15 protein-coding genes and 2 pseudogenes are annotated in these 14,941 nt (G+C 68.2%); 11 read left to right on the top strand and 6 right to left on the bottom strand.

All coding sequences use genetic code 11. The features are described from left to right. Positions 1–96 precede the first annotated feature (96 nt). The 3 genes from rsmI (at position 97) to gshB (ending at position 2,596) form a co-directional block, all read left to right on the top strand. On the top strand, positions 97–948 hold the full coding sequence (rsmI, locus tag MBELCI_RS08140) for a 16S rRNA (cytidine(1402)-2'-O)-methyltransferase (protein ID WP_110546405.1): 852 nt from the start codon (positions 97–99) through the stop codon (positions 946–948). A gap of 181 nt (positions 949–1,129) precedes the next feature. After that, a complete protein-coding gene (locus MBELCI_RS08145; RefSeq protein WP_021693717.1) occupies positions 1,130–1,546 on the top strand; it encodes a YraN family protein in 417 nt (138 codons plus the stop codon). A gap of 105 nt (positions 1,547–1,651) precedes the next feature. Then, positions 1,652–2,596, top strand: coding sequence for a glutathione synthase (gene gshB / locus MBELCI_RS08150; RefSeq protein WP_021693718.1), 945 nt, complete (start codon positions 1,652–1,654; stop codon positions 2,594–2,596). On the opposite strand, the pseudogene MBELCI_RS08155 reads toward gshB, so the two are convergent. The 3 genes and pseudogenes from MBELCI_RS08155 to cobU form a co-directional block, all read right to left on the bottom strand. Beyond that, positions 2,593–4,103: pseudogene (locus MBELCI_RS08155) on the bottom strand (YifB family Mg chelatase-like AAA ATPase). The gene gshB and the pseudogene MBELCI_RS08155 sit on opposite strands and share 4 nt — an antisense overlap. Positions 4,104–4,165: 62 nt before the next feature. Continuing rightward, complete coding sequence (locus tag MBELCI_RS08160) at positions 4,166–4,732, bottom strand: histidine phosphatase family protein (RefSeq protein ID WP_021693720.1); 567 nt, start codon at positions 4,730–4,732, stop codon at positions 4,166–4,168. Continuing rightward, positions 4,729–5,253: a bifunctional adenosylcobinamide kinase/adenosylcobinamide-phosphate guanylyltransferase gene (gene cobU, locus MBELCI_RS08165; protein ID WP_021693721.1), complete on the bottom strand. Its 525-nt coding sequence runs from the start codon at positions 5,251–5,253 to the stop codon at positions 4,729–4,731. Before cobU ends, MBELCI_RS08160 begins: the two co-directional genes overlap by 4 nt. 107 nt (positions 5,254–5,360) lie before the next feature. Here cobU and MBELCI_RS08170 point away from each other — a divergent pair, with 107 nt between their 5' ends. From MBELCI_RS08170 to MBELCI_RS08195, 6 genes and pseudogenes are all read left to right on the top strand, one after another. Further along, entirely contained in the window at positions 5,361–6,239 is an 879-nt protein-coding gene (locus MBELCI_RS08170) for an RNA polymerase factor sigma-32 (protein WP_021693722.1), read from the top strand. A 65-nt stretch (positions 6,240–6,304) separates the two neighbouring features. After that, positions 6,305–7,528: a bifunctional phosphopantothenoylcysteine decarboxylase/phosphopantothenate--cysteine ligase CoaBC gene (gene coaBC, locus MBELCI_RS08175; protein ID WP_021693723.1), complete on the top strand. Its 1,224-nt coding sequence runs from the start codon at positions 6,305–6,307 to the stop codon at positions 7,526–7,528. A 12-nt stretch (positions 7,529–7,540) separates the two neighbouring features. Then, positions 7,541–8,017, top strand: coding sequence for a dUTP diphosphatase (dut, locus tag MBELCI_RS08180; RefSeq protein ID WP_021693724.1), 477 nt, complete (start codon positions 7,541–7,543; stop codon positions 8,015–8,017). After that, positions 8,014–9,075, top strand: coding sequence for a HesA/MoeB/ThiF family protein (locus MBELCI_RS08185; protein WP_021693725.1), 1,062 nt, complete (start codon positions 8,014–8,016; stop codon positions 9,073–9,075). The genes dut and MBELCI_RS08185 overlap by 4 nt, the downstream gene beginning before the upstream one ends. Positions 9,076–9,098: 23 nt before the next feature. Then, positions 9,099–11,113: pseudogene (locus MBELCI_RS08190) on the top strand (M3 family metallopeptidase). 93 nt (positions 11,114–11,206) lie between these two features. After that, the gene (locus MBELCI_RS08195; protein ID WP_021693727.1) at positions 11,207–11,668 is read left to right on the top strand and encodes a PRC-barrel domain-containing protein; all 462 of its coding nucleotides are present in this window, start codon (positions 11,207–11,209) and stop codon (positions 11,666–11,668) included. 84 nt (positions 11,669–11,752) lie between these two features. On the opposite strand, the gene MBELCI_RS08200 is transcribed toward MBELCI_RS08195, so the two are convergent. After that, positions 11,753–12,004 carry a hypothetical protein gene (locus tag MBELCI_RS08200; RefSeq protein WP_021693728.1) on the bottom strand — a complete coding sequence of 84 codons (252 nt, stop codon included), beginning with the start codon at positions 12,002–12,004 and terminating at the stop codon, positions 11,753–11,755. Between the two features lie 245 nt (positions 12,005–12,249). Here MBELCI_RS08200 and MBELCI_RS22930 point away from each other — a divergent pair, with 245 nt between their 5' ends. Then, positions 12,250–12,471: a hypothetical protein gene (locus MBELCI_RS22930; protein WP_439645923.1), complete on the top strand. Its 222-nt coding sequence runs from the start codon at positions 12,250–12,252 to the stop codon at positions 12,469–12,471. Here the strand turns inward: MBELCI_RS22930 and MBELCI_RS08205 are convergent. Continuing rightward, positions 12,465–13,352: a cation diffusion facilitator family transporter gene (locus MBELCI_RS08205; RefSeq protein WP_021693729.1), complete on the bottom strand. Its 888-nt coding sequence runs from the start codon at positions 13,350–13,352 to the stop codon at positions 12,465–12,467. The two genes, MBELCI_RS22930 and MBELCI_RS08205, sit on opposite strands and share 7 nt — an antisense overlap. Positions 13,353–13,357: 5 nt before the next feature. After that, on the bottom strand, positions 13,358–13,975 hold the full coding sequence (locus MBELCI_RS08210) for an SH3 domain-containing protein (protein WP_439645924.1): 618 nt from the start codon (positions 13,973–13,975) through the stop codon (positions 13,358–13,360). A gap of 162 nt (positions 13,976–14,137) precedes the next feature. Here MBELCI_RS08210 and MBELCI_RS08215 point away from each other — a divergent pair. Further along, positions 14,138–14,941: 2-hydroxyacid dehydrogenase (locus tag MBELCI_RS08215; RefSeq protein ID WP_045319874.1), on the top strand; the 804-nt coding region annotated here is incomplete at its 3' end.

Below are 14,941 nucleotides of genomic sequence, written 5' to 3' on the forward strand. Positions count from 1 at the left end.
TCCGGCACAGGCGCGGGGCAGGTTCGCGACCAATCATAAACCGGGGCGGGCAAGGGTCCAGTGACGAATTTCGAAACCAGGCCGGTTGCACCGGGGCTGCACTTCGTGGCGACCCCGATCGGGACCGCCCGCGATATCACGCTGCGTGCGCTCGACCTTCTCGCCAGTGCCGACGCGCTGGCGGCCGAGGACACGCGCACGCTTCGCAAGCTCATGGAAATCCACGGCGTTCCGCTCAATGGTCGGCCTCTACTCGCCTATCACGATCACTCCGGCGCGCAGGACCGGGCGCGCATCCTTGCGGTGCTCGAACGCGGCGGATCGGTCGCCTATGTTTCCGAGGCCGGTACGCCGCTTGTCGCCGATCCGGGCTATGCGCTGGGCCGCGCCGCAATCGCGGGGGGGCACAAGGTGCTGGCCGCCCCCGGTGCCTCGGCCGTGCTGGCGGCGCTCGCCGTCTCGGGTCTGCCGAGCGACCGCTTCGCCTTCGCGGGCTTCCTGCCGCCCGCCAAGACCCAACGCGAAACCGAAATCGCGTCGCTGAGATCACTGCCCTTCACGCTGGTGCTCTACGAAAGCCCTAAGCGCGTTCACGAATTGTTAGCCTCCTTGCGCGATGTTCTGGGTGGGGAACGACCCGTGGCGCTGTGCAGGGAACTGACCAAGCGGTTCGAGGAGGTGATCCGCGGCACCGCGGCAGAGGTCTGTGACGCGATCGAAGGGCGCACGCTCAAGGGCGAGGTGGTCGTTCTCGTGGGGCGGGCCGAGACCGAGGAGGTCACGGGTGCCGATCTGGAAACCGCCTTGCGCGAGGCGATGCGCAACATGCGTGTGAAAGACGCGGCAACTGTTGTGGCTGGCGCACTGGGCTTGCCGCGGCGCGAGGTCTATCAGGCGGCACTGGCGCTGGAAAAAGGGCCGGATGATGCAGATGGAGATGCGGTTTGATGGCGGCCGACCGCTAACCGCGAAACCGACCTGCCGAATGGCAGCCAATCCGAAACCCCCATCACCAGTCGGTGAGGGGACGCTTCAGCCTGAGTTGGGCTTCGACGTCGATCCGCCGGATTCGCGGAGTTTCTCTGGCGGGGTACGCGGCACGGTGACGCTCCGAGGCGAGGAGCATGGAATGCAAGTACGGCCAAGCACCACGTGCAAGACGCCCCCAAAGGCGACGTCGCTTCGCGCCGAACGGGGCAGGCGCGGGTACCACACGGGCCTTGCCGCCGAAGACATCGTCGCACGCCATTATGCGCAGGACGGACATGTCATCGAGGCGCGGCGCTGGCGCGGCCCGGGCGGCGAGGTCGACATGATCATCCGCGAAGGCGCGCGGCTTGTCTTCGTCGAGGTCAAGGCGAGCCGCAGCTTTGACGCCGCAATCGCCCATCTCACCCGTCGGCAGATGGATCGCATCTGCCGCTCCGCCGAAGCCTATTGTGGCGAGGCCCCCGACGGGCTGATGACCGAGATGCGCTTCGATCTGGCGCTGGTGGACGGGCGCGGTGCGGTGCGCGTCATCGAAAACGCCTTCGACGGCGGGTGATTTCGCCAGAGGGCCTGTGCGCCGGGGCGCAGGTCCCGCGCATTGCGAAGACCGCGCGCATCGGGCATGGATCGGGAACCGCGTCCCCAGCGAAAGATCGCCGCCATGCCGAAAGCCCTCAAGGTCGCCCTCCAGATGGACCCGATCGCAAGCGTCAACATCGACGCCGACACCACCTTTCGCATCGGCGAGGAGGCGCAGGCGCGCGGTCACGAGCTGTTCTACTACACCCCCGACCGCCTCGCCTTTCAGGAAGGGCGGGTGACGGCGCGCGGCTGGCCGCTGGAGCTGCGCCGCGAGAAGGGCAATCATTACAGCCTTGGCGCGGAACAGGAGGTCGATCTCTCGACCTTCGACGTGGTCTGGCTGCGCCAGGACCCGCCCTTCGACATGGGCTACATCACCACCACGCATCTGCTGGACATGATCCATCCGAAAACGCTGGTGGTGAACGACCCCTTCTGGGTCCGCAACTACCCCGAAAAGCTGCTGGTCCTGACCTTCCCTGACCTGACGCCGCCGACCGCCATCGCCCGCGATCTGACGACGCTGCGGGCCTTCCGCGACAGGCATGGCGACATCATCCTCAAGCCGCTCTACGGCAATGGCGGAGCAGGGGTGTTCAAGCTGCATAGTCAGGACGGCAACCTCGCCTCGCTGCACGAGATGTTCTCGGGCATCAACCGCGAGCCTTTGATCGTGCAGAAGTTCCTGCCCGACGTGACCCGTGGCGACAAGCGTGTGCTGCTCGTTGATGGCGAGCCGGTCGGCGCGATCAACCGGGTGCCCGCCAAGGGCGAGACCCGTTCGAACATGCATGTCGGCGGCCGTCCCGAAAAGGTCGAGCTGACAGCGCGCGACCGCGAGATCTGCACGAAGATTGGCCCGCTTCTCAGGGATAAGGGCCAGATCCTCGTCGGCATCGACGTGATCGGCGACTGGCTCACCGAGATCAACGTCACCTCGCCCACCGGCATCCAGGAGCTCGAACGCTTCGACGGCATCAACGTCGCGGCCAGGATATGGGAAGCGATCGAGGCGAAGCTCTAGGCTTCCCGCCCCAGCGCAAGGCGGTAACCTACCGCTTCGGCCACGTGACCGCGGCGGACCGATCCCGATCCATCGAGATCGGCGATGGTCCGCGCCACCCGCAGCACGCGGTGGTAGCCGCGCGCCGACAGGCCGAACCGCTCGGCCACGCGCAGCAGCAATGCGCGCCCCTCCGCGTCGGGGGCCGCCACCTCCTCCAGAAGCCGCCCCTCGGCATCGGCGTTGACCCGCGCGTCGGTCTCGGCAAAGCGCGCCGTCTGGATCTCGCGCGCCGCGGCGACGCGCAGCGCCACCTCCCTCGATCCCTCTGGCGGCTCGGGCAGGTCGAGATCGGTGAAGGCGACGGGCGGCACTTCGACCCGCAAATCGATGCGGTCCATCAACGGACCCGAGATGCGCCCGAGATAGTCTTCGCCGCAGCCGGGCGCGCGGGCGCAGGCGCGAGCAGGGTCCGAAAGATAGCCGCAGCGGCAGGGGTTGGCGGCGGCGATCAGCAGGAACCGGCAGGGATAGCGCAGATGCGCATTGGCGCGGGCGACCACTACCTCGCCGGTCTCGATCGGCTGGCGCAGGGTTTCCAGCACGGTGCGCGGAAACTCGGGCAGCTCGTCCATGAACAGCACGCCGTTATGCGCGAGGCTGATCTCGCCCGGCTTGGCGCCGCGGCCGCCGCCCGCGATGGCGGCGATCGACGCAGTGTGGTGCGGCTCGCGAAAGGGCCGCGCGCGGCTGATGCCCCCCTCCGTGAGAAGCCCCGAGACCGAATGGATCATCGATGTTTCCAGCGCCTCGACCGGCGAGAGCGGCGGCAGGAGGCCGGGAAGGCGCGCGGCCAGCATCGATTTGCCCGAACCGGGCGTGCCGACCAGCAGCAGGTGGTGCCGCCCCGCCGCGGCGATCTCGAGCGCCCGCTTGGCGCGCTCCTGTCCCTTGACGTCTCGCAGGTCGCGCGGTGCGGGGCCCGAGGCGGTCAGCCCCGCCTGCGCGGGCTCGATGATCTGTTGCCCGGTGAAGTGCCGGATCGCGCGGGCGAGCGACGGGGCCGCGATCACCTCCACCGCTTCGACCCAAGCGGCCTCGGCGCCGCAGGTGGCGGGGCAGAGCAGGCGGCGTCCTTCCTCGGCGGCGGCCATGGCGGCGGGCAGCGCGCCGATGACCGGCACCAGATCACCCGAGAGCGACAGTTCGCCCAAGGCGACGGTGGCGGCGATGTCTTCCTCGGGCAGCACCTCGATCGCGGCGAGCAGCGCCAGCGCGATCGGCAAGTCGAAATGCGAGCCCTCCTTCGGCAGGTCGGCGGGCGACAGGTTCACCGTCACCTTCTTGGACGGCAGCGCGATGGAAAGGGCCGAGAGCGCCGCGCGCACCCTCTCTCGCGCCTCGCTCACCGCCTTGTCGGGCAGGCCGACGATGGTGAAGCCCGGCATCCCGGCCGTCACGGCACATTGCACCTCGACCAGCCGGGCCTCCACGCCTTCGAAGCGACCGTGTAGGCCCGCGCCACCATGTCCGTGCTCCCTGTCCTGACCGAAAGGCTGAAGCGCGAATGGTTTAGGATCGGTTAACGGCTCAGGGCAGGCGGTTGATCTCGACGGCGCGCCAACCCTCTGTGCCGGTTTCGATGCGAGTGAGGGACAGCGGCTCGATCCTGTGGGCGAAGACTTCGTGCGCATCGCAGCCCAAGGCGCGCTGAAGCTGTGTCAGGATCACCCCGAAATGCGCGACCACGATCAGATCGCCCCCGGTCCAAGCATGGTCAATGGCGGCGTCGCAACGGCTGCGCAGGGCGTTCCAGCTTTCTCCGCCGGGCGGAGCCACGTCGCCGGGGCGGTCCCAGAACGCGCGGATCAAATCGGGGGCTTCGGCCTCGACCTCATCATGGCGGCGCAGTTCCCACGCCCCGAAATGGATCTCGCGCAGATCCGGATCATGCGGCAGGCGCGGGCGGTTCCCGGCCACGGCATCCGCCGTCCGCACGGCGCGATCAAGGTCCGAAGACATCACCGGGGCGGTGGGCAGCGTGGCGGCAAGACGCGCAATGGCAGCGGTGTCGGACAGATCGGCGGGCAGGTCGGACCAGCCGCACATGCCCTCGGCATGGGTCGGCCCGTGCCGGATGAGCCACAGCGCGCTCATGGCATCGCGCCCTTGAGCGCGAAGGGCAGCCCGGCCATCACGCCGATCACGGTATTGGCACGGGCGGCGAGGCGGCGGTTGAACCCGCCCTGCGCCGCGCGGAACCGCCGCGCCAGGGCGTTGTCGGGCACGATCCCGGCCCCGACCTCGTTCGAGACCACGACCAGCAGGGCGCGGCAGTCCGAGAAAGCCGCGAACAGCCGCGTCTCCTCAGCCATGAGGTCGGCCTCGGACAGCAGCAGGTTCGACAGCCACAAGGTCGCGCAATCGAGCAGCGCGATCTCGCCCACCTGAAGGCCGGAAATGGCCGAGGCTGGGTCGAGCGGCGCCTCGACCGTGCGCCAACCGGGACCGCGCGAGACCCGGTGCCGGTCGATCTTTTCGCGCATCTCTGCGTCGAAGGGCTGTGCCGTGGCTATATAAACCGCCTCTCCGCCCGCCTGCCGCACAAGGCTTTCGGCAATGTCCGACTTGCCCGAAGCCGCCCCGCCTAGAACCAGTGTCAATTTCTGCAAGGCCATGCGGGAAACTTTCTGCGAGGGGACCGCGTTAAGGGTGCAGCAAGGTGACTAGCAGGCCGCCCGGCCATGGCAAGCGCACCGACCCTTAAATGTCCGGGGACGATGACATGGCTTTTGACGGATTTGCGGACCAATCGATGACCCGCAACGCGATGCGGGCGGAGCTCTTGGATGCCGAGACCGAGTTGCGGCTCGCCTATGCTTGGCGCGATCAGCGTTGCGAGAAATCGCTGCATCGGCTTATCACGGCCTACATGCGGCTCGCGATTTCGATGGCGTCGAAGTTTCGCCGCTACGGTGCGCCGATGAATGATCTCATTCAGGAAGCCTCCCTCGGTCTCATGAAGGCGGCCGACAAGTTCGACCCGGATCGCGGCGTGCGTTTCTCGACCTATGCGGTCTGGTGGATCAAGGCGTCGATCCAGGACTACGTGATGCGCAACTGGTCGATGGTGCGCACTGGCTCCACTTCCTCTCAGAAATCGCTGTTCTTCAACATGCGCCGGGTGCAGGCCCGAATCGAACGCGAGGCCGCTGCCGAAGGCCGCGAGCTTGACGGCGCGACGCTGCGCAAGATGATCGCCAAGGAGGTGGGCGTGCCGCTCGCCGATGTGGAGATGATGGAGGGACGGCTCTCGGGGTCGGATTTCTCGCTCAACGCCACCCAGTCGGCGGAGGATGAGGGGCGCGAGTGGATCGAGGCGCTGGTCGATGACGGAGAGCAGGCTGCCGAACTCGTGCAGAACAGCCATGACACCGACATGCTGCGGCAATGGCTCCTGAGCGCACTTTCGGCGCTTAATGCACGCGAGCAGTTCATCGTGCGCGAGCGCAAGCTGCGCGACGCGCCGCGCACGCTCGAAAGCCTCGGCGACGAGCTCGGTCTGTCGAAGGAGCGGGTGCGCCAGCTTGAGGCCGCAGCTTTCGGCAAGATGCGCCGCAGCTTGGAGACCCAATCGCGCGAGGTCCGCGGTTTCTTCGGCTGAGCCGCCGATTGCCCCTGACGCGCCAAAGCCCTAGGGTCGCCCCGCATTGACCGCGGGGCGCAGCCATGTCGCATATCCTCCTGATCATCGGCGGCGGCATCGCGGCCTACAAGTCGCTGGAGTTGATCCGGCAGCTGTCGAAGGCGGGTCACAAGGTGACACCGGTGATGACCGAAAGCGCGGGGCAGTTCGTGACGCCGCTCTCGGTCTCCGCGCTCGCGGGCAAAAAGGTGCACGAGGCGCTGTTCGATCTCACCTCCGAGGCCGAGATGGGCCATATCCGATTGTCGCGCGTGGCCGACCTCGTGGTCGTGGCCCCCGCGACCGCCGATATGATGGCCAAGATGGCGCAGGGCCGCGCCTCGGATCTCGCTTCGACGCTGCTTCTGGCCACCGATACGCCGGTGCTCATCGCGCCTGCGATGAACGTGCGCATGTGGGACCACCCCGCAACCCGGCGCAATCTCGCCACGCTGAAGGCCGATGGCATCGCCGTGGTCGGGCCGGATGAGGGCGAGATGGCTTGTGGTGAATACGGACCCGGACGGATGTCCGAACCCGCCGCGATCCTCGCCGCGATCGAAGCCGCCCTTTTGCCCGCCGATCGGCCTCTTTCGGGGCGGCATGTGCTCGTCACCTCCGGGCCCACGCACGAGCCGATCGATCCGGTGCGCTACATCGCCAATCGCTCTTCCGGGGCGCAGGGCGCGGCCATAGCCACGGCCCTGCTGCGATTGGGCGCGCGGGTAACCTTTGTCACCGGCCCGGCCAGCGCGCCGCCGCCCGAGGGGGCCGAAATCGTCGCGGTCGAGACCGCCGCTGAAATGCTCGCCGCGGTCAAGGCGGCACTGCCCGCCGACGCCGCGATCTTCGCCGCCGCCGTGGCGGACTGGCGCGTGACGCAGGCGAGCGGTCGCAAGATCAAGAAACAGGCCGGGGCACTGCCGGGGCTCTCGCTGGCTGAGAACCCCGACATTCTCGCGCGGGTGGCGGGGATGGCCGTGGGACGGCCCGACCTGGTCGTGGGCTTTGCCGCCGAAACCGACGATGTCGTGGCCCATGCCACGGCCAAGCGTGCGCGCAAGGGCTGTGACTGGATCGTCGCCAATGACGTGTCGCCCGGCACCGGGATCATGGGTGGCACGGAGAACGCGGTGACGTTGATCACCGAAGAGGGCGCCGAGGATTGGCCGCGCATGGCCAAGCGGGCGGTGGCCGAACGGCTTGCCAAGCGGGTGGCCGAGGCGTTGGCGGCCGGGGGCAGGACCGCCTCCGGCGGGCGTGTTTGAGGATTGGTGACCATGGGATCGCGCATCGGGTTGAAGCTGTGCTGGACCGAAACGGCGGATCGCGCCCTGCCGCTGCCGACCTATCAGACGACGGGAGCCGCCGGGGCCGACCTCGTGGCCAATCTCGACCCGAGCGATCGTGAAAGCGGCCTTCACCTCACGCCCGGAGCGCGGGTGCTGGTCCCCACGGGGTTGCGCATCGCGGTGCCTGACGGGTTTGAGTTGCAGCTTCGCCCGCGCTCGGGGCTGGCGCTCAGGCATGGGATCACCCTGCCCAACAGCCCCGGCACCATTGACAGCGACTATCGCGGCCCCCTCGGGGTCATCATCCTGAACGCGGGGCAAGAGGCCTTCACCGTCACCCACGGCATGCGCATCGCACAGGCGGTGTTGGCACCGGTGGTGAGGGCGGATTTCGAGATGGTCGACGATCTCGATGACACGGCGCGGGGCGCGGGCGGCTTTGGTTCGACCGGGGGCCTCGCGTGATCCTCGTCGGCGTGATGATCGCAACGCTCTGGGGCATCGGCGCGCTTACCGGCGCGCCCCGGCAGGCGCGGCTCTACATGATCGGGCTGTTGATGACCGGGGTGATCGCCGCGCATCTGCTCCTCCCCGATGGCCATCCGCTGCGCATGGCCACTGGCGGTGAGGCGGCGTTCTGGCTGCTGATCCTCGCGGGTGGGGCGCTGGTCTGGGGCTATGGGCGGGGGTTGCGCATGCTCAAGGCCCGCGCCGCCCCCGCCGAAGCGCCAGTGCCGCGCAAGGGGTTCTCCGAGACCGAGCTGACCCGCTATGCCCGCCACATCACCCTGCGCGAGATCGGCGGGCCGGGGCAGGGGGCGCTCAGGCGCGCACGCGTGCTGGTCGTCGGGGCGGGGGGCTTGGGCTGTCCGGCGCTGACCTATCTCGCGGCCTCGGGCGTCGGCACCATCGGTGTCATCGACGATGACGCGGTCGATCTGAGCAATCTCGGGCGGCAGGTGCTGTTCGACGAGGCGCAGATTGGCAGGCCCAAAGTCCACGCCGCCGCCGAAAAGCTACGCGCCCAGAACCCGCATGTCGAGATCCGGCCCTATGCGCGGCGGCTGACCTCCGAGATCGCCCAAGAGCTGTTCAGCGATTACGACCTGATCCTCGATGGCACCGACAACTTCGCCACGCGCGAGGTCGTCAACGCCGCCGCCGTCGCGACCGGCAAGCCGCTTGTCGCCGCGGCCCTGACCCAGTGGGAAGGGCAGATATCGCTCTATGATCTCGCCCGCGGCACGCCTTGCTGGGCCTGCGTCTTTCCTCAGCGGCCCGATGCGTCGCTCATCCCCTCCTGCGCCGAGGCGGGGGTTGTGTCGCCATTGCCCGGCATCATTGGCGCGATGATGGCGGCCGAGGCGGTCAAGAGGATCGCCGGCGCGGGCGAAACGCTCGCCGGGCGGCTGATGATCTTCGACGTGCTTTATGCCGACAGCCGCACCATCGCGGTCCGGCCCCGCGCGGGTTGTGCGGTCTGCGGCGGTCGGGGGCTGGAAGCGGGGGCCGCGCGCCCATAGGTTTCCCTCCAAAGGAGACCCGCATGACCAACCCCTTCTTGGAGACTTGGGACACGCCCTTCGGCCTGCCGCCCTTCGACCGTATCGCGGTTGGCGATTGGATGCCCGCTACCGAAGCGGCACTGGCCGAGGCCCGCGCCGCCGTCGAGACCATCGCCGCCAACCCCGAGGCGCCGAACTTCGACAACACCGTCGCGGCGCTCGAGATGTCGGACGAGGCGCTGGGCCGGGTGCTCTCGGCCTTTTATGCCGTGGCGAGCGCCGACAGCACGCCCGCGCTTCAGGCCCTGCAACGCGACTTCGCGCCGATGCTATCGGCACATATGTCGTGGGTGATCGGCAACCAAGCCCTGTTCGAGCGCATCGATGCGCTCTGGCAGACGCGCGAGACGCTCGATCTCGGCCCGGAGGAGGCGCGGGTGCTGATGCTGACGCATCGCCGCTTCGTGCGGGCGGGCGCGCAGCTCGAAGGGCAGGCGGCCGTGCGCATGGCCGAGATCCGCACGCGACTCTCGGTCTTGGGCACGCAATTCTCGCAGAACCTGCTGGCCGACGAATCCGCATGGACCATGCCGCTGTCGGAGGAGGAGCTCGCGAAGCTGCCCGCCGGGCTGCGCTCGGCCGCCAAGGCGGCGGGTGGGGACAAGGGCGCGGTGATCACCCTCTCGCGGTCGCTCGTGGTGCCGTTCCTGCAGTATTCGCCGAACCGCGAGCTGCGCAGAAGGGCCTTCGAGGCTTGGGGCGCGCGCGGCATGAATGGCGGCGAGACCGACAACCGGGCCATCGCCGCCGAAACCCTCAAGCTGCGCGAGGAGCGCGCGAAGCTCCTGGGCCATGATGACTATGCTTCGTGGAAGCTCGAGACCGAGATGGCGGGCAGCCCGCAGGCAGTGCGCGAGCTGCTGCATGCCGTCTGGACGCCCGCGCGCGCGGCCGCCGAAGCCGATGCCGCGATCTATGCCGACATGCTGCACGCCGATGGGCATGAGGGCCCGCTCGAGCCTTGGGATTGGCGCTACTATGCCGAGGGACGCCGCCGCGCCGAGCATGAGATCGATGACGGCACGCTCAAGCCCTATCTGCAGCTCGACCGGATGATCGAGGCGGCCTTTTCGGTGGCGCACCGCCTTTTTGGCATCGAGGCACGCGAGATCGAGGCCCCGGCCTATCACCCGGACGCCCGAACCTTCGAGATCACGCGGCGCGGCGAACACCTCGCCGTCTTTGTCGGCGACTGGTTCGCCCGGCCCTCCAAACGCTCGGGCGCTTGGTGCACAACGATGCGCGACCAGCATCGAATGGCGGGGCGCGACGTGCGGCCCCTCGTGCTCAACGTCTGTAATTTTGCCAAGCCGGACGCAGGCGAGCCCGCGCTCTTGTCCTTCGACGATGCGCGCACGTTGTTTCACGAGTTCGGCCATGCGCTGCACCAAATGCTCTCGGACGTGACCTATGAGAGCATCTCGGCACCTCGGTCGCGCGCGATTTCGTGGAGCTGCCGAGCCAGCTCTTCGAACACTGGCTCGAAGTGCCCGAAGTGCTGCGCGAGTTCGCCACCCATGCCGAGACCGGTGAGCCGATGCCCGAGGCGCTGATGGACAGGATGCTGGCCGCCGCCAATTTCGATCAGGGCTTCGCCACGGTCGAGCAGACCGCTTCGGCCATCGTCGATCTGGAATTCCACTGCGGCACAGCACCCGCCGATCCGATGCAGCGGCAGGCCGAGGTGCTGGAAGAGATCGGCATGCCGCGCGCCATCGCCATGCGCCATGCGACACCGCATTTCGCGCATGTCTTCTCGGGCGACGGCTACGCGGCGGGCTATTACAGCTACCTGTGGTCCGAGATGATGGATGCCGACGCCTTCGAGGCGTTCCGAGAGACCGGCGACGCGTTCGACCCCGAGACCGCCGCCCGGTTGGAAGAACATGTGCTGTCGCGGGGCGGCTCGGAAGAGGCGGGCGTGCTCTATGAGCGGTTCCGCGGCTCGACGCCGGATGTCGCGGCGCTGCTCAGGGGGCGGGGACTCGCCGCCTGAGCATCCAGACCGCGCTCGGCAAGGGGATATAGGAACTTTGGCTGGACGGGCCCGTTGGTGAGGCAACATCGAATGATGAGAAGGAACACGAAGATGAAACTGCTTACTGCAAGCGCTCTCGCTCTCAGCATCGGCGCCACCGGTGCCTTGGCCGAAACCCATGCCATGACCGATTTCTCGACCATGACGAGCGCCGACATGGCTGGCATGCAGGGCGAACTCATTCGCACCCGCGACATCACCGGCGGTGCGATCTACACCACCAACGAGGCCGACGACGAAGGCTGGGACACGGTCGGCACCTATGACGCGCTTGGTCCGGACTGGAACGAGATCGGCGAGATCGAAGACGTGATCCTGTCGCGCGACGGCCAGATGATCGGCGTCGTGGCCGAAGTCGGCGGCTTTCTCGACATTGCTGACAAGCATGTGATGCTGGCCACCGGCGACGTGCGGCTCGTTGCTGTCGATGATCGCAGCTATGCCATCGTCACGCGCATGAACGAAGAGCAGCTCGAACAGCTTGAAGGCGTCGATGAAGGCTTCTGGGACTGATCTCTTCACGGATCGTCTAGTTCATGGACAAGGGGGCGCGGATCACCGCGCCCCCTTGGTTGTTTTCCGCGAAGCTTATCCTGTTCAGGTCGCCTTGCGATGGGCCTCGGCGGCTTCGGAGATGTGGTGCATCTCGTCGGCGAGAGCGCCCTCGATCGACAGGCCTTCGCCAGGGACGGCTCCGGGGTCTTCCTCGTGGCCGCTCATGTGGCTGCGGTCGCGGACATATTCGCGCAGGTCGTCGCCCGCCGGGCCTTCGAGGGTGGCCACCAGACGGGCGAGCACCTTGCGCTGGGCCAGAAGGCGGCCTTCGAGGGTTTCGATCGTCACGGTCATGGGGCGGCCTCCGGGCGTGGGTCAATGGGCAGGGTTATCTGTGAGGGGCCAACGTCGCTTGCCCCCGCGCTGTTCCCCCGGCACCGCTGCGCCAGCGTCTGCAAACGCACGGGGCGGAACGGAGCCGCCGAGCCGCACGTTCCGATTTCGAGACCTGAAACACAGCTTGGGACCATTATCATGAGACATCGACAGAGCCGCGGGCCGGGTGCCCTGACGACGCTGGCGCTCCTTGGCGGTGCGCTCTGGCTGGCCCGCCGTTATCGCCACGAGATGCGAGACGCAGTGCAGGCGGGCATGGATCGCATGCAGCCGCAGGCGCGCTCGGGCGCAGCTTCGCGCATGATGACGGCCCGGTGCGGCAGGCCGGACGCGAAGAAATGCGGGACCCGCCCCGCCGCTGGGACCTGCAGGACGAGACCGTGGACGAGAGCTTTCCCGCCTCGGACCCGCCTTCGAGCTACTGAGGCCGGACCGGGTCCTTGTGGATGATCACGTCGGCGCGAGGGTAATGCTCCAGTATTGCGCGCTTGAGCGCCGCGCCGATGTCATGCGCCTGCGTCAGACTCTGTGATCCATCGAGCTCGATGTGCAGGTTGATGAAGACGCGCCCCCCCGAGCGGCGGGTGCGCAGGTCATGATGGCCATGCACACCGGGAAAGCCGCGGGCGATGGCTTCGATCCCGGCAACGGTCTCGGCATCGACCGCGCGGTCCATCAGGGCGTCCCACGCGTCGCGCCCGATCCGCAAGGCCCCTTGCGCCATGAGGAGCGCGGCCCCGATGGCCACGGCGGGATCGATCCAAGCAAGGTCGAAGCGGCGCGAGGCCCAGAGCGCGCCGATGGCGCCGATGGCCGGGACCAGATCGCCGAGGTAATGCAGCGAATCAGCGGCGACGACGCGGTTGCCGGTGGAGCGCGCGACATGGCGCTGCCAACCGACCAGCGCGAGGGTGAGCGCGATCGACAGCCCCATCACTGCGATGCCCGTGGTTTCGGCGCCGATCGCAGCGGGGGCGGGCGAGGCCAGCCGCTGCGCCGCGGCCCCTGCGATCATCGCCGCCGAGATCAGGATGAACAGGCATTGCCCCAATGCCGCCAGATCCTCGGCGGCGCTGTGGCCGAAGGCATGGTCGTCATCGGCGGGACGGGCGGCATAGGCGATGGCGGCCAGCGCGCCCAAGGACATCACCAGATCGAGCGCCGAATCCGCCAAGGTCGCGGCCACCGACAGCGCGCCGGTCTGGAACAGCGCCCAGAGCTTGGCCGCGATCAGCACCAGCGCCACGGAAACAGAGGCGATGCCGGCCGAGAGATTCAGCCGGTCGTCGGTGTCGCGCGGTACCACCGGGATCAGTCCCGGGTCTCGTCCGGGGCCACGCCCCACGTCAGCGATTTGGGCGCCCAGCCCTTGTAGCCCCCGGCGCTCAGCTCGCACCAATCGGGTTCGCAATCGCCCAGACGCGCCACCACCCCGGCTTCGAGTTGGGCGACGATCGTGGCGGTCTCCTGCGGTTTCGCGCGCAGCGGCAGCGCCTCGGCGTCGACGATTACCGTGCGCACGCCCGAGAGCATCGCGTAATGCATCCAGCCGCCCACGCCCTCACGGTCGGTGACACGGCGCCAGTGGCCGTATTCGGCGGTGACCTGAAGCGGCATGTCCCGGCGCAGGAACACCCAATCGATACGGTGCGACAGCGACGGTCCGCGCCGCACATTGCCCCGGTCGGTCGACAACGAGACGAATCGCGGCAAGGGCAGGTTGGTCTCGGGGCCACGCACCGGCCCCTCGGGCAGGGAGACGTCCTGTCGGGGCGCGATCCGGGCAGGGGCGGGGGCCGCAGCTGCCGGGGCGGGTACCACTGCGGGCTCTGCCGCCGGTGCGGCGGTAGTGCTGCCGAGCCCCACGGGGCGCAGCCTCGGACGTCCCTCGCCGTCCTGCGCCTGCGCAGGCAGCGCCAAGGCCGCCATCAAAAGCGCCGCGATTGGTCCGATATTCATCATCCGAGCTGTGTCCGTCCGGTCTCGATGCCATGCCCATGGGGTACGCGAGGGGCGCGTTCTTGCGTCGCGCGCCCGGTCCCGGCACTCTGTCACGATGCCATGGCGGGGAAAAGCGCAAGGGAGTGCGGTGTGGCGGAGAAACGCCTTCGTGTGATCGCGACGCGACGCCTGCCCGAGCCGGTGGAGGCGCGGCTGGCGGCGATGTTCGATTTCGTGCCCGGCCCTGCCGAAGCGCCGCTGTCGCGCGAGGCGCTCGATACGGCTCTGGGTACGGCGGAGGTACTCATCACCACGCTGTCGGACCGGATCGACGCGGACCGGCTCGTCGCCGCCGGGACCGGACTGCGGCTGCTTGCCAATTTCGGCGCAGGCGTTGACCATCTTGATGTCGCGGCAGCCGCGCGGCGCGGTATCGCGGTGACCAACACGCCTGATGTGGCCACCGAGGACACCGCCGATGTGGCCATGGTCCTGATCCTCGCGGTGACACGGCGGCTACCCGAGGCCTTCGCCTTGCTGCAATCGAACCAGTGGGAAGGCTGGTCACCGGATCTTCTGCTCGGCGGACGCATCGCAGGGCGCAGGTTGGGGATTCTCGGGATGGGCCGGATCGGGCAGGCGGTGGCGCGGCGCGCGGCGGCCTTCGGCATGGAGATCGGCTACAACAACCGAAACCGGCTTCCTGAGGCGGTCGAGACCGCTCTGGGTGCCCGGTGGTGGCCCAGCCTCGACCAGATGATCGCCCAATGCGACGTGTTGTCGATCAACTGCCCGCACACGCCCGCGACCTATCACCTTGTCAACGCCCGCCGTATCGCGCTGATGAAGCCCGGGGCCGTGGTGGTGAACACCTCGCGCGGCGAGGTGATCGACGAGAACGCGCTGACGCGGGCGTTGCGCGCGGGTGAGATCGGCGGGGCCGGGCTCGACGTT

The sequence above is a fragment of the Limimaricola cinnabarinus LL-001 genome (genome assembly GCF_000466965.1).
GTDB lineage: Bacteria > Pseudomonadota > Alphaproteobacteria > Rhodobacterales > Rhodobacteraceae > Limimaricola > Limimaricola cinnabarinus.